The 22,358-nt window shown below is 62.0% G+C and carries 20 protein-coding genes and 3 pseudogenes; 14 read left to right on the top strand and 9 right to left on the bottom strand.

Annotated elements, in window-relative coordinates:
• Nucleotides 1-106 precede the first annotated feature (106 nt).
• Nucleotides 107-1,384: an acetyl-CoA C-acetyltransferase gene (locus PspR76_RS03515; RefSeq protein WP_159953986.1), complete on the bottom strand. Its 1,278-nt coding sequence runs from the start codon at nucleotides 1,382-1,384 to the stop codon at nucleotides 107-109.
• Between the two features lie 113 nt (nucleotides 1,385-1,497).
• On the opposite strand from PspR76_RS03515, the gene PspR76_RS03510 reads away from it, so the two are divergent.
• From PspR76_RS03510 to PspR76_RS03495, 4 genes and pseudogenes are all read left to right on the top strand, one after another.
• Entirely contained in the window at nucleotides 1,498-2,850 is a 1,353-nt protein-coding gene (locus PspR76_RS03510) for a 3-oxoacyl-ACP reductase (protein ID WP_159953985.1), read from the top strand.
• Between the two features lie 2 nt (nucleotides 2,851-2,852).
• A complete protein-coding gene (locus tag PspR76_RS03505; protein ID WP_159953984.1) occupies nucleotides 2,853-3,701 on the top strand; it encodes a MaoC/PaaZ C-terminal domain-containing protein in 849 nt (282 codons plus the stop codon).
• A gap of 301 nt (nucleotides 3,702-4,002) precedes the next feature.
• Nucleotides 4,003-5,652: a collagen-like triple helix repeat-containing protein gene (locus PspR76_RS03500; protein WP_237235718.1), complete on the top strand. Its 1,650-nt coding sequence runs from the start codon at nucleotides 4,003-4,005 to the stop codon at nucleotides 5,650-5,652.
• Between the two features lie 185 nt (nucleotides 5,653-5,837).
• Nucleotides 5,838-7,520, top strand: a pseudogene (locus tag PspR76_RS03495) (ShlB/FhaC/HecB family hemolysin secretion/activation protein).
• Nucleotides 7,521-7,755: 235 nt separating this feature from the next.
• On the opposite strand, the gene PspR76_RS03490 reads toward PspR76_RS03495, so the two are convergent.
• From PspR76_RS03490 to PspR76_RS03480, 3 genes are all read right to left on the bottom strand, one after another.
• Nucleotides 7,756-8,163 carry a response regulator gene (locus PspR76_RS03490; RefSeq protein ID WP_159953983.1) on the bottom strand — a complete coding sequence of 136 codons (408 nt, stop codon included), beginning with the start codon at nucleotides 8,161-8,163 and terminating at the stop codon, nucleotides 7,756-7,758.
• 59 nt (nucleotides 8,164-8,222) lie between these two features.
• On the bottom strand, nucleotides 8,223-8,414 hold the full coding sequence (locus tag PspR76_RS03485) for a Flp family type IVb pilin (protein WP_159953982.1): 192 nt from the start codon (nucleotides 8,412-8,414) through the stop codon (nucleotides 8,223-8,225).
• Between the two features lie 70 nt (nucleotides 8,415-8,484).
• Nucleotides 8,485-8,679, bottom strand: coding sequence for a Flp family type IVb pilin (locus PspR76_RS03480; protein ID WP_159953981.1), 195 nt, complete (start codon nucleotides 8,677-8,679; stop codon nucleotides 8,485-8,487).
• A gap of 331 nt (nucleotides 8,680-9,010) precedes the next feature.
• Between PspR76_RS03480 and cpaB the strand changes: the two genes are divergently transcribed.
• From cpaB to PspR76_RS03440, 8 genes are read left to right on the top strand one after another with little or no spacing between them, the layout of a single operon-like run.
• The gene (cpaB, locus tag PspR76_RS03475; RefSeq protein ID WP_159953980.1) at nucleotides 9,011-9,937 is read left to right on the top strand and encodes a Flp pilus assembly protein CpaB; all 927 of its coding nucleotides are present in this window, start codon (nucleotides 9,011-9,013) and stop codon (nucleotides 9,935-9,937) included.
• A 15-nt stretch (nucleotides 9,938-9,952) separates the two neighbouring features.
• Nucleotides 9,953-11,173 (top strand): type II and III secretion system protein family protein, encoded by a 1,221-nt coding sequence (locus PspR76_RS03470; RefSeq protein ID WP_159953979.1) that lies wholly within the window; start codon nucleotides 9,953-9,955, stop codon nucleotides 11,171-11,173.
• On the top strand, nucleotides 11,170-12,363 hold the full coding sequence (locus tag PspR76_RS03465) for an AAA family ATPase (protein ID WP_159953978.1): 1,194 nt from the start codon (nucleotides 11,170-11,172) through the stop codon (nucleotides 12,361-12,363). The genes PspR76_RS03470 and PspR76_RS03465 overlap by 4 nt, the downstream gene beginning before the upstream one ends.
• Entirely contained in the window at nucleotides 12,360-13,628 is a 1,269-nt protein-coding gene (locus PspR76_RS03460) for a CpaF family protein (protein WP_159953977.1), read from the top strand. Before PspR76_RS03465 ends, PspR76_RS03460 begins: the two co-directional genes overlap by 4 nt.
• Before the next feature lie 13 nt (nucleotides 13,629-13,641).
• A complete protein-coding gene (locus PspR76_RS03455) occupies nucleotides 13,642-14,523 on the top strand; it encodes a type II secretion system F family protein (RefSeq protein ID WP_159953976.1) in 882 nt (293 codons plus the stop codon).
• A 1-nt stretch (nucleotide 14,524) separates the two neighbouring features.
• Complete coding sequence (locus PspR76_RS03450) at nucleotides 14,525-15,418, top strand: type II secretion system F family protein (RefSeq protein ID WP_159953975.1); 894 nt, start codon at nucleotides 14,525-14,527, stop codon at nucleotides 15,416-15,418.
• A 10-nt stretch (nucleotides 15,419-15,428) separates the two neighbouring features.
• A complete protein-coding gene (locus PspR76_RS03445) occupies nucleotides 15,429-16,151 on the top strand; it encodes a tetratricopeptide repeat protein (protein WP_159953974.1) in 723 nt (240 codons plus the stop codon).
• A gap of 2 nt (nucleotides 16,152-16,153) precedes the next feature.
• Nucleotides 16,154-16,423: a DUF3613 domain-containing protein gene (locus PspR76_RS03440; RefSeq protein ID WP_159953973.1), complete on the top strand. Its 270-nt coding sequence runs from the start codon at nucleotides 16,154-16,156 to the stop codon at nucleotides 16,421-16,423.
• Nucleotides 16,424-16,552: 129 nt separating this feature from the next.
• On the opposite strand, the gene PspR76_RS03435 is transcribed toward PspR76_RS03440, so the two are convergent.
• Nucleotides 16,553-17,335, bottom strand: coding sequence for a response regulator transcription factor (locus PspR76_RS03435; protein WP_159953972.1), 783 nt, complete (start codon nucleotides 17,333-17,335; stop codon nucleotides 16,553-16,555).
• 126 nt (nucleotides 17,336-17,461) lie between these two features.
• On the bottom strand, nucleotides 17,462-17,935 hold the full coding sequence (locus PspR76_RS03430; RefSeq protein WP_159953971.1) for a prepilin peptidase: 474 nt from the start codon (nucleotides 17,933-17,935) through the stop codon (nucleotides 17,462-17,464).
• Between the two features lie 72 nt (nucleotides 17,936-18,007).
• Between PspR76_RS03430 and PspR76_RS03425 the strand changes: the two genes are divergently transcribed.
• Together PspR76_RS03425 and PspR76_RS31170 are read left to right on the top strand one after the other, a co-directional pair.
• Nucleotides 18,008-18,445 (top strand): TadE/TadG family type IV pilus assembly protein, encoded by a 438-nt coding sequence (locus tag PspR76_RS03425; RefSeq protein ID WP_159953970.1) that lies wholly within the window; start codon nucleotides 18,008-18,010, stop codon nucleotides 18,443-18,445.
• Nucleotides 18,442-19,641, top strand: a pseudogene (locus PspR76_RS31170) (PAS domain-containing sensor histidine kinase); the annotation flags it as partial. The gene PspR76_RS03425 and the pseudogene PspR76_RS31170, both read left to right, overlap by 4 nt.
• On the opposite strand, the pseudogene PspR76_RS03420 reads toward PspR76_RS31170, so the two are convergent.
• The 3 genes and pseudogenes from PspR76_RS03420 to PspR76_RS03410 all read right to left on the bottom strand — a co-directional run.
• Nucleotides 19,585-20,886, bottom strand: a pseudogene (locus PspR76_RS03420) (pilus assembly protein TadG-related protein); the annotation flags it as partial. The pseudogenes PspR76_RS31170 and PspR76_RS03420 sit on opposite strands and share 57 nt — an antisense overlap.
• A 250-nt stretch (nucleotides 20,887-21,136) precedes the next feature.
• Nucleotides 21,137-21,694: a DUF4136 domain-containing protein gene (locus PspR76_RS03415; protein ID WP_159953969.1), complete on the bottom strand. Its 558-nt coding sequence runs from the start codon at nucleotides 21,692-21,694 to the stop codon at nucleotides 21,137-21,139.
• A 45-nt stretch (nucleotides 21,695-21,739) separates the two neighbouring features.
• On the bottom strand, nucleotides 21,740-22,342 hold the full coding sequence (locus tag PspR76_RS03410; protein WP_159953968.1) for a DUF4136 domain-containing protein: 603 nt from the start codon (nucleotides 22,340-22,342) through the stop codon (nucleotides 21,740-21,742).
• Nucleotides 22,343-22,358 lie beyond the last annotated feature (16 nt).

Genomic DNA, 22,358 nt, shown 5'->3' with positions numbered 1-22,358 from the left:
AACACGCGTATGGCACTCGTTATACGGCAATCGGCCCGCCGCGGGGAGAGGCTACCGACCTTTGACACTCAAGAATGCATCCAATATGCCAATTTAACTGCACAATTCAGCGTTCGATAATCGCCGTTACACCTTGACCACCCGCCGCACAGATTGAAATCAGCCCACGGCCCTTCTCGGCGGCGTCCAACAGCTTGGCCAGGTTGGCCACAATCCGCCCGCCAGTCGCCGCAAACGGGTGTCCGGCCGCCAGTGAACTGCCTTTGACGTTGAGTCGGCTGCGGTCGATGGAGCCCAGCGGCGCGTCCAGCCCCAAACGGGTTTTGCAGTATTGCGGGTCTTCCCAAGCCTTCAGCGTGCACAAAACCTGGGCAGCGAAGGCTTCGTGAATCTCGTAGTAATCGAAGTCCTGCAGCGTCAGACCATTCCTGGCCAGCAAACGCGGCACCGCGTACACCGGCGCCATCAGCAGGCCTTCGGCGCCGTTGACGAAATCCACCGCCGCCGCTTCGCCATCGCGCAGGTAAGCGAGGATCGGCAAGCCGCGCTCCCTGGCCCAGGCCTCACTGCCCAGCAATACCAGGGAAGCACCGTCAGTCAGTGGCGTGGAGTTGCCGGCGGTAAGCGTGCCTTTTTCGCTGCGCTCGAACACCGGTTTGAGGCTGGCGAGTTTTTCCAGGGTCAGGTCCGGGCGCAGGTTGTTGTCACGGGTCAGGCCGAGAAACGGCGTGAGCAAATCGTTGTGCCAGCCTTCAGCGTAGGACGCGGCCATTTTCTGGTGGCTTTCCAGGGCCAACTGATCCTGCTCCGCGCGGGGAATCTGCCAGGTCTGCGCCATCAACTCACAGTGCTGGCCCATCGACAGGCCTGTGCGCGGCTCGCCGTTGCGCGGCAGCTCCGGCTTGAGGTGGTGGGGACGAAGTTGTAACAGGACTTTTAGTTTGTCCGCCATGGACTTGCTGCGGTTGGCTTGCAGCAGGATCTTGCGCAGGCCTTCATTTACGCCGATGGGCGCGTCGGAGGTGGTGTCGACGCCCCCGGCAATCCCGCTCTCTATCTGGCCCAGGGCGATTTTATTGGCCACCAGCAACGCCGCTTCCAACCCCGTGCCGCAGGCCTGCTGAATATCGTAGGCCGGGGTTTGCGGCGACAGGCGCGAACCCAGCACGCATTCGCGGGTGAGGTTGAAGTCGCGCGAATGCTTGAGCACCGCACCGGCAGCGACCTCGCCGATGCGCAGGCCGTGCAGGTTGTAGCGTTCGATCAGGCCTTCCAGGGCTGCAGTCAACATCGCCTGGTTACTCGCCGTGGCATACGGGCCGTTGGATCGGGCGAAGGGGATGCGATTACCGCCAATGATCGCTACACGGCGCAATTGAGTCATGGAAAGCTCCCTGATAGTTGTGGGTGGAATCATCCAGCCTAGCCTAGGCTGATCGAACGACTACCGCACCGGGGTGGTCAACCCTTTGAACCCCAGCCTTCGGAGAGCGTTCCATGTCTGACCGTTATATCGACTTCGCCAACTCAAGCCTCGGCCATCGCTTGGTCGCCGCCATTGGCCTGCCGTCACCGGTACGCCTGGAACGCTGGCAGGCTGGGCGCCTGCGCCCGGTAGAAGGCGCGTTGCTGTTGGGCGGCGGTGCGCTGGCGGCCAACGTGCTGCCCTTTGCCAACAAGCTCACCGACGCGATTTACAGCTATGGCGCCGAGCCGTTGGGCGCGCCCGCATGGATTCCCGGGCATAGCCCCAAACTCAAGGCCGTGGTGTTCGATGCCAGCGACTTGCAGCACACCGACCAACTCAAGCAACTGCGCGAATTCTTTCAACCGCTGCTGAAAAACCTCGACCACAGCGCGCACCTGGTGATTCTGGGGCGCGCGCCGGAAAGCCTCAGCGACCCGTTCGCCGCCAGTGCCCAGCGCGCCCTGGAAGGTTTCAGTCGCTCCCTGGCCAAGGAGCTGCGCAGCGGTGGCGTCCTACAACTGCTGTATGTCGGTGCAGGCGCAGAAGACCAGTTGGAAGGCGCACTGCGGTTTTTCCTCTCGCCGAAAAGCGCCTACATCTCAGGCCAGGTGATTCGTCTGCAAGCCTGCGCAACGCCGGTCGAGGATTGGACTCGCCCGCTGGCCGGGCGCAAGGCGCTGGTCACCGGTGCCGCCCGTGGCATTGGCGCCTCCATCGCCGAAACCCTGGCGCGCGATGGCGCCGAGGTCATCGTGCTGGATGTGCCCCAGGCCAAGGCTGATCTCGAAGCCCTGGCTGCACGCCTGGGCGCACGCAGTGTATTGCTGGATATTTGCGCCGAAGACGCGGCCACGCAGTTGATCGAACACCTGCCGGACGGCATCGATATCGTGGTGCACAACGCTGGCATCACGCGCGACAAGACCCTGGCCAACATGACCCCGGAATACTGGGACGCGGTGCTGGCCGTCAACCTCAATGCCCCACAAGTGCTGACCAAGGCGCTGCTCGACAGCGGCACCTTGCACGACAACGGTCGCGTGGTATTGCTGGCCTCCATCAGTGGCATCGCCGGTAACCGCGGGCAAACCAACTATGCCGCGAGCAAGGCCGGGCTGATCGGCCTGGCCCAGGCCTGGGCGCCGTTGCTGGGCGAGCGCGGGATCAGCATTAACGCCGTGGCGCCTGGCTTTATTGAAACCCAGATGACCGCGCACATTCCGTTCGCCCTGCGCGAAGCCGGGCGACGCATGAGCTCGCTGGGCCAGGGTGGCTTGCCGCAGGACGTCGCCGAAGCGGTGGCCTGGCTCGGCCAGCCGGGTTCCGGCGCAGTCAGCGGCCAAGCGTTGCGGGTGTGTGGGCAGAGCCTGCTGGGAGCATAAACATGGAATGGCAGACCTTAGGCACTACCCCGTTTCTGCCGCCGCTGTATTGGCGCGCGGCCCTCAAGCGCAAGATCACCGGCAGCACATTGCCCGAGCGCGGGTTGCGTTGCCGGGTGAGTGTCAACGCCAAGGCGGTGGCGGCCTATCGCAACGTCTGCGGCTTTGCCGACAGCCCCATCCTGCCGGCCACTTACCCGCATATCCTGGCGTTCGGCCTGCAGATGCAATTGCTCACCGCAAAAGATTTTCCGTTCCCGCTGCTGGGGCTGATTCACCTGAGTAACCGTATCCGCATTCACCGGCCGCTGGGCGCGGTGAACGAGTTGACGGTGGCGGTGCACGCGCAAAACCTCAGGCCGCACGCCAAGGGTGCAACCTTTGAGGTGATCACAACGGTCGAGGATTCCCTCGGCCTGCTGTGGGAAGCCGAAAGCCAGATGCTCTGCCGGGGCGTGAAGCTAGAGGGCGAGCCGACGGATAACGCGTTGCCCAGCCCCACGCAGGTCACTGAACTGACCCGCTGGAAAGCCCCCGCCGATATCGGCCGCCGCTATGCCCGGGTGTCCGGCGATTACAACCCGATCCATTTGAGCGCCCTGACCGCCAAACTATTCGGCTTCCCCCAAGCCATTGCTCATGGGTTGTGGAACAAGGCGCACACCCTCGCCGCACTGGGCGAACACTTACCCGCCGCCAACATTGAAATCGTGGTCGAGTTTAAAAAACCGGTGCGCCTGCCCAGTGAAGTTATTTTGCTGGCGAGTGCACCCAGCTCCAGTGGCGAGTTGCTGTTAAAGGGCGCCGGCGACATTGAACATATGCGCGGTAAATGGCAGCCCATTGCCTGAAAAACACTGATTAATTGTATATATACACCCAAAGTTATAGCGGACCTTATCAGGTCCGCTTTTTTATTTAAGCCATTGATATAAAACACATATGCATCTTGATACATCCTCTCTTTATACCCTTGGTATTAGTCGCTAAGCGCTGTCAGGCGACCCGTATATAAATCGTTAATACCAAGTTGAGCGTTGCGAGAAAGAGCGCCTGGGTCTGTGATAGCCACACGGACAAACGCATCGCTATCCCTAGAAGTAACGAGCGTTTGAAACAACCAAGGTTGTACAGGTGCAAGGGAACTCAATCATGAAAACTCAAACTCAAGTAGTGCTATGGAAAGCAAGTACCGCGCTGGCCCTGATCATGGCGATGAGCCTCGGTGGTTGCAGCAGCGGTGGTGGCGGACATCACAGCAGTGTGGCGGCCTCGTCTCCTGACGCAGGAGCCGGAACCGGTGGCGGTACGGGCGGTGGCACTGGCGGTGGAACCGGTGGCGGTACGGGCGGTGGCACTGGCGGTGGCACCGGTGGCGGTACTGACGGCGGCACCGGTGGTGGCACAGGTGGCGGCACTGGCGGCGGAACCGGTGGTGGCACTGGCGGCGGCACGGGTGGCGGAACCGGTGGTGGCACTGGCGGCGGCACAGGTGGCGGCACTGGTTCGACCACGCCTCTGGTCACCGGCCAAGTCGTCGGCGCCGTGGGCACCACGGTCGGTAACGTAGGGGCCGCGGTTGGCGACCTGGGTTCTGCGTTGACCAGTGTTCCTATCGTCGGTACGACTGCGGGTGGCCTGGTCACCGCAACCGGCAGCGCCGTCAGCACGATTGGCACCAAGGGTCTTGGCAGCCTGGGCACACTGGGCACCGACAGTAACTCCGTGGGCAACACGATTGCCGGCGTCGGCGATGGCGTCGAAATTCTCGGCACCGGCGTTTCGACCGCAGGTAAATCACTCGGCACTACCCTCGGCGGTATTCCTGTCGTCGGCGGGCTGACCGGTGGCGTGGGTACTGCAGCAGGCGGCGTCGTCGATAAAGTCGGCCAGGCCGTGACCATGCTCGGCGACACCCTCAGCACCGCCAGTACCACTGGCCCGCTGGGCTCAGTGACCAACACCCTCGGCAGTAAAGTCCTGGTCCCTGTCGTGTCACTGGTGGAAAACACCACCGGCAACCTCGGCGACAAGACTGGCCTGGCCAACCCGGTCGGCGGCCTACTGGATAAAGTCGGCTCCACTCTCAAAGGTGCGGGCACCCAAGTCGCCGGCGCCGGCGGTGCGGGCAACCCTCTGGGCACACTCGTCGGCGGCGTGTTGACCGGTACCGGCTCGGCACTCGATAAGTCGAGCGGCTATATCAACCCGGCTTCGACTGGCCCAACTTCCGGTTTGCCTGAACTGGTCGGCGGCCTGGTCGCCAACGTGGGCAACGGCCTGAATGTCGGCAACACCAACGGCACCATTAGCGCAGCGGGTGTCACCGGTGGGGCAGTGGGCAGTACGGTTGCCTCCCTGGGTACCCTTATCGGCGGCAACGGCGTGGCCAACACCGCCGCCACTGCACCGGTAGCGGGCCTGGCCACCAACGTCGGCGCAGCACTCAACCCTGTGACCTCCGGTGTCGCCAACCTGACGCAAAACATCGGCACCACCACCGGCATCGGCGCACCGGTCAACGGTTTGGTGACTCAAGTCGGCGGTGCAGTCAGCGGTATCGGCGCCAACCTGACCGCAGCCAACGCCAACCCGATCACCAACGCTGTAGGCACCACCGTCACCGCCGTTGGCAACACCGTAGGCTCGGTAGGTGGTTTGGTCACCGGTGGCACCAGCAGCGGTGGCGGCTTGCTCGGTGGCCTGAGCGTCGGTGCCAACGCGTCGGCCGGTGGCAGTGCAAGCACCGGTACAAGCGGCGGCCTGGGCGGTTTGTTGAACGGCCTGACCGGCAAAAAATAGAATTGCACCTGGCCGATTAGACGGCCTCCCCTACAGCGCCTACGCTTGGTTGAGACGAGAGACCCTATAAGTCTCTCGTCTTTTTTATGGGGCTTGTTTCAAAACCTAATGCTTGGCTCTCCCGAACCGCGTCCCAGAACCCGGCGGGCCAGAAACGCTGCTGCAGTTTGACCATGGAGTGTCCTATGCGCGTGTTGACGCCGTTGTTACTGCTCACCCTCAGTGCCTACGTCCAGGCCGAGACCCTTCCCAGCTTCCTCAACAGCAACGACACCATCCGCAACCTGCCGGTGCCGAACCTGCCCGCCGATGCCTATCGACCGGTCACGCCCCAGACCCAGGTCCCGGAGGCGCCGGCCACCCAAGGCCAGCCGTTGCTGATGGACACCAAAGTCACCATCCGCAAGCTGCAGATCGATGGCGGCACCATCTACCCGCTGGACGAGACCGCCAAGGCCTACGCGCCGCTGATTGGCCATGAGACCAACCTTGCGCAACTGATCGAAGCCACCCGCAGCATCACGCGCCGCTACCAGGATGACGGCTACCTGTTGTCCTACGCATTCCTGCCGCAACAGACCTTCGAAAACGGCCTGGTGCGCGTGGTACTGGTGGAGGGTTACATCAAGGATTACCAGCAAAGTGGCGATATCGGTTCGGTCTCGGCCTACGTCGACAAACTGGCGAATAAACTGCTCGCCGAACGCCCGTTGACCCGCAAGACCTTCGAGCGCTACACCACGCTGATGGGCCGTATTCCCGGCGTAACCTTGCAGGCCCAAGTGCCACCGCCGGGCACCACCGATGGCGGCACGCACATGACGATCCAGGCCAGCCGCAAGCCCTTCACCACCAGCATGAGCCTGGTCGACAAAAACCGTGGCGGCACGCAGGCGTTGCTCACCGCCACCAGCAATTCGCAGACGTCCATGGGCGAGCAGTTGAATGTCAGCGGCCTGTTCCCACCGGGCGACGACAAAGAACACTACTACCGTTTGGGCTACAGCCAGTTCATCAATGCCGAGGGCACCCAACTGGCGCTGGGCGCCGAGCGTTATCGCGCCGACCCCAGAAGTAACATCCAGCTCGACGGCGGCTTCGAACTCAAGCCGCACCAGTCGATCGACCGCTACACCATCGGCCTCAGCCACCCGCTGATTGCCTCGCCCAACGAATCCTTGACCCTGGGCACGCGCCTGTACGCGGTGGACCAAACCACCCGTTATCAACTGGTCGGCTAACCCAACCGTTTCGACATCGAAACCAACCTGCGCGCGCTGGCGTTCGAGGGCGACTGGCGCAAGTCCGACACGCGCCAATTGCGTATTCTCAGCGCCGGCTTGTATCAAGGCATCAATGGTTTGGGCGCCACGACGCGCAGTGATCTGGAGGGTACAAAACCTGACCTGGATTTCTTCCGCCTGCGCCTGTCCGGCGTGCAGAGCGACAAGTTTTTTGATAACTGGCAGGGCGTGCTCTCGGGTGCTTTCTATTGGAGCGACAACACCTTGCCCGACAGTGAACGCGCGACCTTCGGCGGGCAGAATTTCGGCCGTGGCTACCCGGATGACCAGGGCTCTGGCGACAAGGGCTGGGGCGTGGCATATGAGGTCAACTACAGCTTCAACCGTGCCGGCGATTGGGTGCGGGTGCTGCAACCCTATGTGGTGCTCGACCGCGCCAAGACCTGGTTCAACGAGCTGCCGGTCAAAGGCAATGACATGTCATCGGCGGCGGTAGGCCTGCGCTTTGGCGACAACAAGTACTACAACATTGCCTTGGAAGCCGCCAAACCCATGTCGGACATCGCGCTGGACAGTTTCAACCGGCGCCCGCGGTATACGCTGAGCTTCAGCTATCAGCTGTGAGTGGTAGGAATACCTTTTGTGGCGAGCGGGCTTCCTGTGGCGAGCGGGCTTGCCCCGCGTTGCGCTGCGAAGCAGCGCCAAAACCTGCCGATGAGTTCTAACTGGAGAAATGCGGTGCCTGGGTCAGGGCCGCTTTTCGCCCCAACGCGGGGCAAGCCCGCTCGCCACGATAAGCCCGCTCGCCACAGGAAGCCCACTGGCCACTACAAGCCCGCTTACTACAGCAAGCTCGCACCTACAGGTGAGTCTTTTTCTGTGGAAACAGGCTGTTGAGCGTATCAATCAACCGCACCAGGTAGATGGGCTTGCGAAACAGGTCCAGTACCTGCAGGCGCAGCATATCGCTCACATCATCCATCTCGGCATGACCCGACATCACGATCACCGGCAAGTGTTGGCGGGCGGTGTGTTCACGCAGGCGTTTGATCAGGGAGATGCCGCTTTCCTCGGGCATGCGCAGGTCAGTGATGACCAGCGCGATGTCGGGGTTCAGGGTCAGCTCCTGCAGCGCGTAGGTGACGGAGGTGGCGGTAAAACAAACGAAGCCCTCGTTCTCCAGCGACTCCGCCAGTTCGTCGAGGGCATCTTCTTCGTCGTCCACCAACAGGATTTGTTGGCGAAAAGGTGCGGATGCAGCATTCATGGGTACTACCTGGCAGTGCTTATCAGAAACAAGCGTACTCATAGAGTGCTGGTTAGGGGTCACGTGGTGATGGCGGTCGTTATCTTCGCAAACAAGGCGGTGATCTGTGGCGACAGCGTAGTCCCTGCTGCCAGTATCACCAGCGCTACAATTGCCACGAGTATGAGGTACTCAATCGCCGTTGCACCGTCTTTACGACGAAACAGCAGTTGCAGCTGAACACAACATCTCATCAACAGATCAAGGATCATGATACGGCTCCTCTAGGCGCTTTCGCGCCTGATCAAAAGGTACTGCACAGTCACCAGACACCCTGGAAATTTACGGTGGCGTAACAGCGGTGGTGATCTTGGTGAAGAAGGCGGTGATCTGTGGTTTCAGCGTAGTACCAGCTGCCAGTATCACCAACGCTACAATCGCTACAAGAATGAGATATTCAATTGCCGTCGCGCCGTCTTTGCGCTGAAAAAGCAACTGCAGTTGGACGTGAAGTCTAATCAGGAAATCAAGAATCATCGTACTGCTCCATGGGCGGCCAGGCGCCCTAGCTCGGTGCTGCACAGTAATTGCGATGTGCCATCTGAGCATTGTCAACAAACCCCGCCCTCACAACTGTAAAAACGGATTAATCACAAAGTAGTGGGTGCTTTGCTGACGCCTTAAATCCGTGATTTCTAAGGCTGAGCACTGCCCGTCAAAGAAATCTTTCTGTCAGTAATGGCATTTCGTCCTAGCTGAACTACCTTCAAATAGCGAAATAGTTAGTCCACTGTTCATAGCAGCCGGGTTGCGGATTTGACCTGTTCGGATAGACGGGTTGTGGTGCAACAGGAAAAGGAGAGCCGTCATGAACACGCGTCTGAGCATGATACTGGCCGGTGTGCTTTTGGTCGGCGCGCTGTTTGCCGGTTATTGGGGCTTGGTACTCAGCCGTGAGCCCGCTGCGGCACCACCGCCACCGCCACAAACCGCTCCTGCCGAAAAAGCCGTCGCCGTGGTTGAAGACCAGACCCGCCAACCGGTGGTGGTGCTGGCCCATGATGTGCCGCCCTTTGTTGCCCTGAATGCCGCTGACCTTACCGTAGAAAAATTGCGCACCGTGCCCGCCGGCAGCATGACCAGTGTTGACCAGGCCATCGGCCGCACCCCGTGGCGTGCGCTGCAGGCGGGCACCTGGCTCAACGAGGAAAGTTTCACCCCCGGCGGCCCGCTGGCACGCATGATTCGCCCGGATGAACGCGCCCTGGCCGTTGCCGTCGATGAAGTGATCGGCGCCGCCGGCCAGTTGAGCCCCGGCGACTATGTGGACGTGCTGCTGTACCTGCGCCAAGACACCGCCAACCTCGAACAATCGGCCCAAGTGGTGGTCCCCGCCATGCGCCTGCTCAGCGTCGGCGACCAACTGGGCCTGACCAACGACGGCACCCCTGCTTCCCCGCCCGCCATGACCGCCGAAGAAAAAGCCCAACGCCGCGCGCCCTCCCGCACCGTGGTGCTGGCGGTGCCCGAGCAACTGCTGAGCCGGTTGATGCTCGCCTCCCAGGCCGGCACCTTGCGCCTGGCCGTGCGCAGCAGCGACGAACGCCTGTTGAGCCACTACTGGGCCGGCGAAAGCGATACGCCGGCCAAGCTGCAAAGCGCCAACCGTGACCTCTACCAATTCACCCAGCTGGCCTTCGCCCAAGCCCCGAAAAAAGTCGCTCAGAGCGCACCGCGCCGCACCGGTGTCGAGGTGATACGCGGCAACCAAGCAACCCAAACAACGCCCGACTGAACAAGGATGCTGTGCATGACCCGACGTTTCGCACCGGTGTTCACGCTGAAAATCGCCTGTGCCCTGCTGCTGTCGAACCTGGCTGTGGGCCTGGCGGTGGCCGCCACGGGCAACTGCGCCAGCCTCGGCCAATTGCCCGCCGCGCTGTCGGTCGGCGAGGGCTTGCAACAAGAACTGCAGTCGCCGGTGGCGATCACGCGCCTGGCGATTGGCGACCCGAAAATCGCCGACGTCCACCTCAATGGCGATCGCGGTTTCCTGCTCACCGGCATCGCTTCCGGCACCACCAGCCTGATGGTCTGGACCGCCTGCTCGACCACACCGCGCCAGAGCATGGTGTTCGTCAAGGGCAAGGCCACCGCCGCCTTGACCAGCTTGTCACTGGCGCCAGCGGATGACCCTTCTCTACCCAGCCAGGTGCAGACCGATATCCGTTTTGTCGAGGTCAGCCGCACCAAGCTCAAGGAAGCCAGCACCAAGATTCTGGGCATGGGCAAGAACTTTTTCCTCGGCAGCCCCAACCTGTTATTTCCCACTCCCAGCACCTTCAAGCTGCCGGTGAGCGCTGACCAATTCAATATCGGCTTCGGCGGCGGGCGCGTCTCGGCGATGATCAACGCCCTCGAAAGCAGCGGCTTTGCCTACACCCTGGCGCGCCCAAGCCTGGTGGCCATGAGTGGGCAAAGCGCGACCTTTTTGGCCGGTGGCGAGATACCGATCCCGGTGCCCAGCAGTGGCAGCGACACCATTTCCATCGAGTACAAAGAGTTCGGCATTCGCCTGACCCTGACCCCCACCGTGATCGACCGCAACCGGATTTCCCTCAAGGTGGCACCGGAAGTCAGCGAGCTGGATTACACCAACGCCTTGGTGATTCAGAGCATCAAGGTGCCGGCCCTGACCATCCGCCGGACTGACACCACCGTTTCGCTGGCCGATGGCGAAAGTTTCGTGATCAGTGGCCTGATCAGCAGCAATAACACCACCAATATCAGCAAGTTTCCTGGCCTGGGTGACATCCCGATCCTGGGTGCGTTCTTTCGCGATTCCTCAGTCAACCGTCAGGACAAAGAACTGCTGATGATCGTCACCCCGCATCTGGTGCAGCCGCTGGCCGCCAACGCGCAGCTGCCGTCCTTGCCCGGCGAGAACCTGCGCAACTACGATCCGAATTGGTACCGCCTGTACTTCCTCGAAAACGGCAATTTCGACCGCAACGATGGGTTGTCTCAATGAGCGATAGCCTGAGCCAGACCTTCCTGGCAATCACCCGTAATACCACCGACCTGGAATGGCTGCAGGGCGCGCTGGCGCCGCTTGGCCAAGTGGTCAGCGCCGGCAGTGGCACCCTCGACGAGCTGCTGGCACTGGTCGACGTGACCTTCGCCAATCTGGTGTTTGTCGGCCTCGATCGCGAGCACGTGGTAGCCCAGAGCGCGCTGATCGAAGGCGCACTGGAAGCCAAGCCGATGCTGGCCATCGTCGCCCTCGGTGACGGCATGGACAACCAGTTGGTGCTCAATGCAATGCGTGCCGGCGCACGGGATTTTGTCGCCTACGGTTCACGCTCCAGCGAAGTCGCCGGGCTGGTGCGCCGCCTGAGTAAACGCCTGCCGCCGGTGACCACCAACACGCAACTGGGCGGCCTCACCGTGCTGTACGGCACCCAAAGCAATGCCGACGGCGCGCTGCTCGCCAGCCACTTGGCGCTGGTCGTCCAAAAGAGCGGCCAGCAAACCCTGCTGCTCGACCTGGGCCTGCCACGCGGTGACAGCCTGGCGCTGCTGGGCCTGGAAAGCTCGTTCAATTTCGGCGATGCGCTGCGCCACCTGCGGCGGCTGGACGCGACGTTGATCAACAGCGCGTTTACCTCCGCCGAAGACGGCCTGCGCATTCTCGCCTACGCCTCCAACGACGAGCCGCTGGAGCAGACCAGCGCCGCCGAGCTGTACATGCTGCTCAGCGCCTTGCGCCAACACTTCCAGCACATTGTGGTGAACCTTGCCGGCCAGCCGGACAGCGAAGCGCTGCGCACCTTTGTCAGCCACTGCGACAAGCTGCTCTGGTGCACCGACCAAAGCGTGCTGGACTGCCGTCGCAACCTCGCGGTGCTGAACCAGTGGCGCGAAAAAGGCATGAAACTGGAGCACGCCAAGCTGTTGGTTGATCGCTATGTCAAAAGCTGCGCGCCTGACTCCGAGGCTCTGAGCAAGAGCTTTGGGCTGGAGGTGATCGCCGTGTTGCCGCTGAGCCCGGAAGTGCGCCTGAACGCGAAAAACCAGGGGCAAACCTTGTTCGCCCTGGCCCCGCGAGAACCCCTGACCCAGGGCCTGAAAACCCTCGGTGACCGCCTGGCAAAACGTTCGGAAGGTATGAAAAAGCCGTCACACAATTGGTTTGAACGCCTGATCGGATCCGGCAAATGAACGGCGAAAAACTCTTCGGCGCACCCGCTCGCGGCGTCGGTGGCAACACCGACCACGACGGGCTGAAACTGGTGCTGCATCGCTACATCATCGACGCCATCGAAGAGTCGGGGAAAAATTTGCTCGAAGGTTCGCGCCCGCTGCTGGCGCAATTTGTCATCGACAAAGTCGCCGAATACATCAACCGCATGCACCTGGCGATCTCCCGCTACGAGATGGAGCGCCTGGCCGAAGAAATCGTTGATGAGCTGACCGGTTTCGGCCCGCTGGAAGTGCTGCTGCGCGACCCGTCGGTGACCGAGATTCTGGTCAACGGCCCGCACCGGGTGTTTATCGAACGTGACGGTTTGCTGCACCAGAGTGACCTGCGATTTATCGACGCCCACCATGTGGAGCGCGTGATGCAACGCATCCTCGCGCCCCTGGGCCGGCGCCTGGATGAATCGTCGCCGATGGTCGATGCGCGCCTGCCCGATGGCAGCCGGGTCAACGCGATCATCCCGCCGATTGCCCTGGACGGGCCATGCCTGTCGATTCGTAAGTTTCGCAAGGACATGCTCAAAAGCAGCGACCTGGTCGCGATGCAGACCATCGACCAGAACATCTTCGATTTCTTCCAGGAAGCGGTGGGCAAGCGTTGCAACATCCTCATCAGCGGCGGCACCGGCACGGGTAAAACCACGCTGCTGAATATCCTCAGTCAGTTGATCAACCCGCATGAACGTCTGGTGACCATCGAAGACGTTGCCGAGCTGCAACTGGGGCACCCACACGTGGTGCGCCTGGAAACCCGCCCGCCGAATGCCGAGGGCCACGGCGAGGTCAAGGCCAGCGACCTGATCCGCAACGCCCTGCGGATGCGCCCCGACCGCATCATCCTCGGCGAAATCCGGGGTGTGGAAGTACTCGACGTACTCACCGCGATGAACACCGGCCACGACGGTTCCATGAGTACCGTGCACGCCAACAACGCCGCCGACGCGCTGCTGCGCCTGGAAACGCTGGTGGGTTTGACCGGCCGCGTGGTGGCGGAAAAAACCCTGCGGCAAATGATCTGCGCGGCGCTGGATGTGGTGATCCAACTGACCCGCCTGCCGGATGGCCGACGTTGCGTCAGCGAAGTGGTCGAGGTGGTGGGCATCCGTGAAGACGTGTACGTGACCAACACCCTGTTCCGCCATGACCGGCGCACCGGCTTCGGCTTCCTGCGTGAGGCGGTCAACCCGGCCGGCGAAAAATTGCGCCGCGAACCGACACTGCCTTGAAGGGGACGCAACCATGACCGGGGCCATCCTGCTGCTCATCTGCCTGATCCTGATCGGCCTGTCGATTCGCTCCTTCCAGAACGGTTTGCGCCGCGCCCAGACCGAACGCGTACTCGGCCGCCTTGCCGAAGGCCAGCCGCAGCTGGTCGAAGAAAACAACCAGTGGAGCGGCGTAGAACGCATGTTCCTGCGCGCCGGCCTGGGCAAACCCAGTGACAACCTCGGCCTGTGGCTGGCCGTCTGGGGCCTGGGCGTGGTGCTGGGGTTGCTGGTGGCCGGTTGGGTCGGCCTGCTGGTGATGCTGGTGCTGCCGCCCCTGCTGCTGCGCGTGTACATCGCCTGGCGCTATCAACGGCGCATCAAGCGCATGATCGAACAGCTGCCGCAATTGCTCGACCACACCGTGCGCAGCCTCAAGGCCGGGCGCACCCTGGCCGACGCCGTGCTGGGCGGTATCGAGATCACCGAGGACCCGCTGCAACAAGCCATGGGCCGCATCCGCCGCAACGTGCAGCTCGGCGTGAGCCTGCCGGAATCGTCCCACGACTTTGCCGAATTTTACGAGCGCGATGAGTTTCGCCTGTTCGCGCTGGGTTTGAAGGTCAACCATCGCTACGGCGGCAATGCCAGCGAGCTGTTGGAAAACCTGATCAAGATGATCCGCGAGCGCGAGCAAGCCGCCCGCCAGCTGCGCGCCCTGACCGGCGAAACGCGAGTGACCGCGTATGTGCTCACCGCCCTGCCGATCTCAATGATTGGCTACTTCCTGGCGGTGAACCCCGCGTACCTGATGACCATGTGGGACGACGGCACCGGGCGCATCCTGTTGTTCGTAGCCTTGATCATGCAGCTGCTGGGGTGCTTCACCTTGTGGCGCATGTTGCGGAGCGTATGAGATGGCGATTGCACTGCTGATCAGCGCTGTACTGTTCATCGCCGCCCTGCTGCTGGTGCTGGCCAACCTGCTCAAACACCGGCGCGGCCAGCGTCTGGTCGCCCAACGCTTGCAGGGCCAGATGGCGCGCGAACACCGGTTCGGCACGCTGATGCGGCAACTGGGCAGCAGCCCGCTCGCGCAACGCTCGGTGAGCCTGGACAACGAAACCCAAGTGCTGCTCAACCGCGTCGGCTGGCGCAAAGCCAACCAGCGCTCGATGTTCGCTGCCTTCCAGGTCGGCACGCCGTTGCTGCTGTTGGTGGTTACCTTGGTGGGCCAGCAATTACTCTTTCCTCACGCCGCTTCGCCGTGGCTGGCGCCGCTGTTGGCCCTGGGCATCGGCTACCTGCTGCCCAAACGCATCCTGGCCAGGGCGGCCAAGGCGCGGCAGCAGCGGATCTCCCGCGAGGTGTCGACCTTCATTCCGCTGCTGCGCATTCTGTTCGAGTCCGGCATGGCGGTTGAACAAGCGCTGCGCGTATTGAGCACTGAAGCGCAACGTCTGTTGCCGGCGCTGACCTTTGAACTGCGCCTGATCCTCACACGGGTCGACTCCGGCCTGGAGCTGAGCGAGGAGCTGGGCAAGACCGCCCGCCTGCTGGCCGTGGATGAATTTACCGACACCTGCACCATCCTCCAGCAACTGGTTCAGCAAGGCGGCGGCGCGATGAAATCGTTGCTGTCGCTCAAGCAATTGCTTGATGACCGACGCCTTACACGCATCCAGGAATTCGTCTCGAAGATGTCGGCAAAAATGTCCGTCGTGATGATGGTGTTTTTGTTTCCCGCCTTGCTGATCGTGCTCGGGGGGCCGGCGTTTATCGGCATCACCCGAGCCTTGAGTAACTTATGAGGAGCGCCCGATGAGAGCCTTGATAGCCGGTTGTAGCCTGTTGCTGCTGGGCGGTTGTGCCACCAACGGCCAAGCCCCGTGGGACACGTTGTTGGCCACCGGCAGTTGCCCCAAGCCCAGCTCCGAACAGGAACTGTCGTTGAACCTGGCCGATGAAATGGCCGGCGACGGCAAGCTGCACGCCAGCCTCGCCAACTTGCAAAGCCTGCCGGCGAATCTGCCCCAGGTACGCCTGCGCCAGGCCAAGGCTTATCGCCTGCTCGGGCGCAGCGAAGCCGAGCCGTTGTACCGCAGCCTGATCGGCACCTGCATGGCCGCCGAAGGCGAACACGGCCTGGGGCAAATCGCCTCGGCCAAGGGCGATAACGGGCAAGCCATGGCCCACTTGCAACGCGCGGCCCGGCTGGCGCCCACCGACGAGAAAATCCGCAATGACCTGGGCGTGGTCTACCTCAACCAACTGCGCCTGGAAGACGCGCGCTTTGAATTCATGACCGCCATGGAACTCAAGCAGAGCGACCCATTGGCCGCGGTCAACCTGGTGACCCTGCTGATCTATCAGGACAACTGGAAACAGGCGGCGCAACTGGTCAGCCAGATGAGCTTGAGCCCCGAACAAGTCACTGAAGCCCAGGCCCGCGCCGAGAAACTCAAGGGCTCAAGCGCACCTGTGGCCAAGGCCAAGGATCAAGTCGCCGCCGTCAGTGGCGCCGCAAGCAACCCGAGGAATTGATGATGAACATGCCTTATCTCGCCAGCCTGGCCGTGCTCGCGTTGCCCATGAGCGTCATGGCCATAGAACCCGGCCCGTCGTCACCGCAGCAGGCGCTCACCGAGCAATGGTTGACGTTGCAGTCCACGGGCAGCGCCGCATCGCAGAAGCCACAGAAAGCCTCGGCGGCCGAACGCGACAAAGCCAACCAGCGGTTTTTGGACAGCTACAAGTATCCGATTCCGGAGTATTTCGAGCAGAAGGTGGGCGGGAAAACCGAAGGGAGTAATTGAGTAAATTTCTGCCAGGCCACTCTCTAAATGTGGGAGCGGGCTTGCCCGCGATGACGGAGTGTCAGCCACTGTATCTGTGACTGATCTACCGCTATCGCGGGCAAGCCCGCTCCCACATTTGTTGCAAAATCAGTGTGCAGTTACCCGCTGACGCAACGCAGAATTATTCGGCGACAACGCCAACGCCAGTTGCGTGCGGTTATGCATGTGCGTCAAGCGCAGCACCTGGGACACATACAACTTCACGGTGTTTTCAGTAATGCCCAATTCACAGGCAATCTGATAGTTGGTCTGCCCTTTCCCCACCAGCCGTGCGACGTCCAATTGGCGCGGCGACAACTGGTTGAAGATCGCCGGAATCTCCACCGCCCCCGCGTCCTCGGCCGAGAGTTCTTCACCGTCCATCCCAGGCCGGCTGCTGCGCACTTTGTCGAGGTCCTGGTACAGGTCGTTGATCGACTCGGAAAGGAACTGCAGCTTCTGGTTCAAGTTGCCCAGTTGCAGGTCCTTCTTGCGCTCTTGCAACGCCGCTTCCTGGCGCTGCAAGCCTTCGAGCAATTCATCGAGGTTGATGGGTTTCTGGTAATAGTCCGCGATCCCCGCACGCAGGGCTTTGATCACATCCTGCTTGTCGGCGCGGCCGGTCAACATGATCGCCTCGAAGGCACGCTGTTTACCGGCGACCTTTTGCAGGGCCTGGACCAGCTCGATGCCGTCCATGTCCGGCATGTGCAGGTCGCAGAGCACCAGGCCGATCTCGGCGTCTTCGCTGAAACGCTTCAAGGCCTGTTGGCTGGATTCACACGGGACACAGCGGAAACCGCTGCTTTCAAGAAATTCACAGAGCTCTTCCACGATCAGCGGTTGATCATCGACAACGAGCACTTTTACCGCAGAGGTAAGCTTGTTCACGCGCTACTCCATGCCTAGCAAGCCAAATGTTTGACTGATCCTTTACGACACATAATCCCGTACATCTATGTATTAAACGTAGACGTACTTTCCGACTATGTACATAGCGTTAATACCCGCTGGCGACTAATGGATCCAAAACCAGGCAGCGGCAAAACCCACCAGCAGAAACGGCGCAAATGGCAGTTTTTTTGACGGCTCCGCCACCAGATAACCCATGCCCTTCTTAAGCCCATGACTCATAAGCGGGATTAGTTTTGGCGCGCATAAAATCCACAGCCCATTGGCCACCGTAGCCCCTACAAACGACCACAGCAGGTACTCGGCATCCGACGCCAGCGCCAATGCCGCGAGCAGCTTCACATCGCCCGCGCCCAGGCGGCCGAGGGCGTAACCCGGCAAGGTCAGCAGCAGCGCCAGAAGAAACGCCAGAAAACCTTGCCCGGCTGGCGCACCCAGCCAGGTGCTGCCCGTCCACAGCGCATAGATCAACGCCAACAGCGCAGCGCCCAGCGTCAGGCGATTGGCGAGCAATCGCTGCCGAATATCCTGCACCGCACACAGCACCAACCACACCACCACCACTGCGCCATGGATCACGTAAAAAACATCCCTTTTTGCCGATTGATTCTATGCTGATATCAAGTAGTAGCCGTCAGGGTAGACGCGGTGATGAGAACAAGCCTCCCGAAGAAGCAAAAAGGCGCGGCAGCAATCGAGTTCATTGCTGTGTTCGTGATTTTTTTCGCCGTGTTCTACGGCATGGTCAGCTATAGCCTGCCGCTGCTGCTGTTGCAGTCGTTCAACCAGGCCACCGCCGAAGCCGTGCGCCTGAGCGTGGCGCTGGACCCCACCATGACCGGCTATCAGGCCGCCGTGCAAAGCACTGCCAAAGCCGCCGTCATCAACCGCTTGGTGTGGATTCCCTCCACGTACAAATTTAACGCCAACCAAGTCACCACCACCTTCGTCGGCGGCTTGCTGTCTGTGCAAATCAACTACCCCACGGCCAACCTGCAGGCGGTGATGCCCTTTATTGTCCTGCCCGGCATCGGCACCGTGCCGCAGTTGCCGGCGACGCTGCAGGCCACCTCGAGCCTGCAGTTTTGACCTCGGGCGACAAACTTTTCGGGCGCCTGCTCGGCCGCAGCAGCGCGCTGGCCGTCGACACACCGGCACCGGCGTCTGCCGGGTTGCAGGTGCATTTGGACGCGCAAGGCCGTGTGCTCGACATCAGCGGCACGCTGCGCCAGCAGTTGGCGCAGTACGCCGACTCGCCGTACCTGCAAGACCTGCTGTGCCCCCATAGTGCGCTGACGGTTGAAGGCGTGCCCGCCGATTGGCAGCGCCACAGCCTCGACCTGGATTTCCAGGGCGTCGCCGGGCAAATCCTGCAGACCCGCGGCACGATTGAAGCCCACGACAGCGGCTGGTTGCTGCATGCCATGGATATCGGCGACTTGCTCAATGGCCGCCACCTGGCCGAGCAGCGTGAACAGAATCAGCAACTGACCAGCCTGGTGAGTGAGCACCTGCGCGTGTGCAGCCTCAGCCGATTGCCTGAGGTGTTCAACGAACAACTGGCCAGCGTGGCACAGCGCTGGCGCATCCCGTGTGTGGCCCTCGCGTTGCTCGATCAGGAAGACCAGGGCTGGATCATCTACAGCCAGTACGCCAACCATGATGCGCCGATGTTCTGGCACAACGGGCAGCGCCTCGGTACGTGCCTGGACAGCCTCAACGGCACCACGCCGCTGAGCTTGCAGGCGCCTTATGGGCGCGGCGAGCACCCGCGCTTGCACAGCGTGTTCGGCAATGCCGATGGCTTTCTGGTGCCGTATCGCGATGGCCAAGGCGTGGCCGCGTGGCTGCTGTGCGGGGCCTACAGCGGCCAGCCGCAGATGCGCGACCGCGACTGGCTGAACCTCGCCGCCGCCCTCGCTGTGCCACTGCTCAGCCGCCTGCGCGAACAACGCCATCATCAACAATTGGAGCGCCTGGAAGCCCTGCAAGGCTTGCTGGGCACTGGCTGGTTCGAGTTGTTGCCGGCCAGCGGCGAGATCCAACTCGCGCCCCAATTGATGCGCAACCTCGGCCCGGAACAAGCCCCGACCCGCCAGCCCCTGGACGCCTGGCTGGAACTCATCCACCCCGCCGACCGCCAGGAACTGCACAGCCGCCTGCGTGACCTGAAAACCCTTGGCAAGCCCTTGCTCGCCAGCGTGCGCCTCCACCGTGGCAACAGCGACCAGCCGCCGACCTGGTATCGCGTGCAGGGCCAAGTGCTGGCAGCCGGCCCCCAGCAAGCACAGTGCCGAGTTGATGGTGCTCACCAGGTTCAGGCTCAACAGGCTGTTGATCACCGGCGTCAGCGGCCCCACCAGGTTATTCACCGCCGTGGTGAGCCCCGACAGACTGCTCAGCACTGGCAAGCTGACCGTCACCTGGGTGCGAACCTGGGCGGTACGCACGTAAATCGCATTCGGGCCTGTGGGGTTGGCGACGGCAAGCGCCGGATCGCCGATGGCCGACAACTGCGGCGGTTGAATCACTTTCACTTGGGTGGTGATATTCGCCAGCCCCAGCAAGCTGACCGGCAAGGTTGCGGCGGCCGCGCTCTGGCTGTTGGACAGTTGCACCACGCCCTGAATCAGTTGGAACACCTGCAAGTTGGCATTCAGCGCCGCAGATGTGGTGCCCGTCTGCAGCTGCAGAATCTTCCCGAGGGTCAGTGGCGCCTGGTTGATTGCGGCGATTTTCAGGCTGCCCAGGGCGGTCAAGACATCTGCCGTCGCACCGTTGGCGGTCAGCACCGTGATCGCCGCCTGGATCAACTGCGAGGCAGTGACATTGGTGTTGAGCAGTTGGGTGTAGTTGCCGGCGGACACGCCCAGGTTGATCGCCAACTGGTCGAGGTAACTGAGCAGGCTGATATTGGTGTTGAGCAGGCCATTCCAGCCGGCGAGTGTCAGGTTGACGTTGCCGCCGAGCAAGCCGCTGAACAGCGGGTTCAACAGGTTGGAGCTGGTGGTGTCGACACTGGCCAACGTGCTGTTGATGGTCAGCTGGGCCAAGGTTGGCGTGGGCTTGGCCGCCACCGCCGTAGCGCTCAATACCGTATTGAGGCTGACCGAGTTGCCGGAAAACAGTGACCAGATTCCGCCGGCCACGCTGGTCGTTACGGTTTTGCTGGCAACCACTTGGATAGCCGACGACAGCGCCGGGTTGGCGCTGAACGTGCGCTGGCCCGAAGCGCCGGTGGTGACGGAGCCACATTGGGTGACAAGCGTGTTGCCGTTACCCACCACGAAATGATTGCGCGCCACACTTTGCCCGGCATAAGACGCCGCACTGAGGCCCGCCAGGCAGGTGCCATTGCGGCTGACGGCCTCCAGCGCCGCGGTGTCTGCCACGCCCTGCAACTTGCGTTTCTCCAGGTACAGGCGGCCGCTGTCGACCACCAGCAAGGTAAAGGCCAATACCACCGCCAATACGCCGACGGCCATTAAGCCGATGGCGCCGCGCTGCTTGCACTGAAATCGGGGAGACATCGAGCACTCCTGTGCCGGCGAGTCGCCGAGCGCTTACTCTCCTGGGGTGTAGTTGAGTGTAGACAAGGCCTGAGAGGTGCGCTGGCTAAAGGCTGCAGCAGATCCCCTGTGGGAGCTGATCGTTCCCACGCTCTGCGTGGGAATGCCGCCCCGGACGCTCCGCGTCCTGACATTTAAGCCTTGCGAGATGTGACGCGGAGCGTCCTCGGATGCGTTCCCACGCGGAGCGTGGGAACGATCATTGAGGGGGTTAATGCGGTGGGTAGTTGGAGAGGATTTTGGTGACGGTGGTGCGGATAGCGTTGCTGCGATCCTGCGGGTTCGGCGAGCTGGCCATCATCTGTTCGTCACTGCCGCGCCACACCAGTTTGCCGTCCTTGCCGTCCAGCAAGTCGATCTGGATGGTTGCCACCTTGTAGGTGATGTTGCGCGTTTCGTTGTACATCGGCGCGCCCCAGTAGCCATTCCACGGGCCGCCCCAGGCGCCGCCGTAGTTGGTGGTGACTTGTTGCTGGCGGTCTTCGACGATCAGGTAGGCCTGCACGGTCAAGTCAGCCTTGGTGCCCGCCGCTGCAGGCCGCAGGCCGCGTTGGTCAAGTTGTTCGCCCACCGCCTGGCGGATGCGTTGCTCGGTGAGGTCACTCTTGATCCGTGGGTCATCCGGGCGGTATTGCAGGGCCGGGTCTTTCCAGGCCCAGTTGCGGTAGGCGCCGAAGTCGCGGCTGGCGTCAAAGTCGTGGTTGACCTGATTGGTCTGGCAGCCGCCCAGCACTACAACAACAGCAAGTGCAGCAATGCGACGAAGCATGGTTTTTCTCCAAAAGACAAACTGAGCCTGCGATGAGAATAGCGGCTAACTCGGTGGATAAGCGGCCATGGCCTTCTGCATGGCCTCGCGCAAGGCATCCGCCCGTTCGCCGAGGCTGCCCTGGCTGGCGGTTTCGGCGCTGGTGCTCCACACGGGCTGACGGGTGCGGGCGTCGAACAAGCTGATGCGCGCCACCGCGACTGTCACTTCATAGGTGCGAACCACCGGCACCGTGTTGTACATGCCGTAGCCGTTGCCGTAGCGGTTATAGCCGCCGTAACCGTAGCCATAGTCGTCCTGGACCTGGCGCAGGCGCTTTTCCAGGCGCACGTCGGCGCTCACCAGCAGGTCGGGCGCACGGTTGTCATGCAAGGGGCGCAAGCCGCGCTGGTCAAGGGCGCCGCTGACCGCTTCGGCAATTTGCGCCGAATCGGCCCACGCCGTGCCCGCCGGCAGCTGGCCGTTGAGCCAGGCCCAGTTGCGGTAGGCGCCATAGTCGCGCACCGGTGCCGGGTAGGCGCTGGCATCAAAGGTGTTGGCCGCCTGCGCCGGCGCCGGTGGCATGGGCGCAGAAGTGGCCACGTAAGGATTGGGGCTGGAGCAGGCGCTCAAGCCCACCGATAACAGGATCAAACAGAGACGACGCATTTCGACCTCCGCAGAC

Source organism: Pseudomonas sp. R76 (assembly GCF_009834565.1).
In the GTDB taxonomy this organism is placed as follows: domain Bacteria; phylum Pseudomonadota; class Gammaproteobacteria; order Pseudomonadales; family Pseudomonadaceae; genus Aquipseudomonas.
The sequence above is the reverse complement of the archived record's forward strand: the minus strand, read 5'-3'. Positions and strand labels throughout refer to the sequence as shown.

Excerpts from the sequence above, each read along its gene's own strand:
- PspR76_RS03515 (WP_159953986.1), bottom strand. The coding sequence starts at position 1,384 with ATGACTCAATTGCGCCGTGTAGCGATCATTGGCGGTAATCGCATCCCC.
- PspR76_RS03510 (WP_159953985.1), top strand. The coding sequence starts at position 1,498 with ATGTCTGACCGTTATATCGACTTCGCCAACTCAAGCCTCGGCCATCGC.
- PspR76_RS03505 (WP_159953984.1), top strand. The coding sequence starts at position 2,853 with ATGGAATGGCAGACCTTAGGCACTACCCCGTTTCTGCCGCCGCTGTAT.
- PspR76_RS03500 (WP_237235718.1), top strand. The coding sequence starts at position 4,003 with ATGAAAACTCAAACTCAAGTAGTGCTATGGAAAGCAAGTACCGCGCTG.
- PspR76_RS03490 (WP_159953983.1), bottom strand. The coding sequence starts at position 8,163 with ATGAATGCTGCATCCGCACCTTTTCGCCAACAAATCCTGTTGGTGGAC.
- PspR76_RS03485 (WP_159953982.1), bottom strand. The coding sequence starts at position 8,414 with ATGATCCTTGATCTGTTGATGAGATGTTGTGTTCAGCTGCAACTGCTG.
- PspR76_RS03480 (WP_159953981.1), bottom strand. The coding sequence starts at position 8,679 with ATGATTCTTGATTTCCTGATTAGACTTCACGTCCAACTGCAGTTGCTT.
- cpaB (WP_159953980.1), top strand. The coding sequence starts at position 9,011 with ATGAACACGCGTCTGAGCATGATACTGGCCGGTGTGCTTTTGGTCGGC.
- PspR76_RS03470 (WP_159953979.1), top strand. The coding sequence starts at position 9,953 with ATGACCCGACGTTTCGCACCGGTGTTCACGCTGAAAATCGCCTGTGCC.
- PspR76_RS03465 (WP_159953978.1), top strand. The coding sequence starts at position 11,170 with ATGAGCGATAGCCTGAGCCAGACCTTCCTGGCAATCACCCGTAATACC.
- PspR76_RS03460 (WP_159953977.1), top strand. The coding sequence starts at position 12,360 with ATGAACGGCGAAAAACTCTTCGGCGCACCCGCTCGCGGCGTCGGTGGC.
- PspR76_RS03455 (WP_159953976.1), top strand. The coding sequence starts at position 13,642 with ATGACCGGGGCCATCCTGCTGCTCATCTGCCTGATCCTGATCGGCCTG.
- PspR76_RS03450 (WP_159953975.1), top strand. The coding sequence starts at position 14,525 with ATGGCGATTGCACTGCTGATCAGCGCTGTACTGTTCATCGCCGCCCTG.
- PspR76_RS03445 (WP_159953974.1), top strand. The coding sequence starts at position 15,429 with ATGAGAGCCTTGATAGCCGGTTGTAGCCTGTTGCTGCTGGGCGGTTGT.
- PspR76_RS03440 (WP_159953973.1), top strand. The coding sequence starts at position 16,154 with ATGAACATGCCTTATCTCGCCAGCCTGGCCGTGCTCGCGTTGCCCATG.
- PspR76_RS03425 (WP_159953970.1), top strand. The coding sequence starts at position 18,008 with ATGAGAACAAGCCTCCCGAAGAAGCAAAAAGGCGCGGCAGCAATCGAG.
- PspR76_RS03415 (WP_159953969.1), bottom strand. The coding sequence starts at position 21,694 with ATGCTTCGTCGCATTGCTGCACTTGCTGTTGTTGTAGTGCTGGGCGGC.
- PspR76_RS03410 (WP_159953968.1), bottom strand. The coding sequence starts at position 22,342 with ATGCGTCGTCTCTGTTTGATCCTGTTATCGGTGGGCTTGAGCGCCTGC.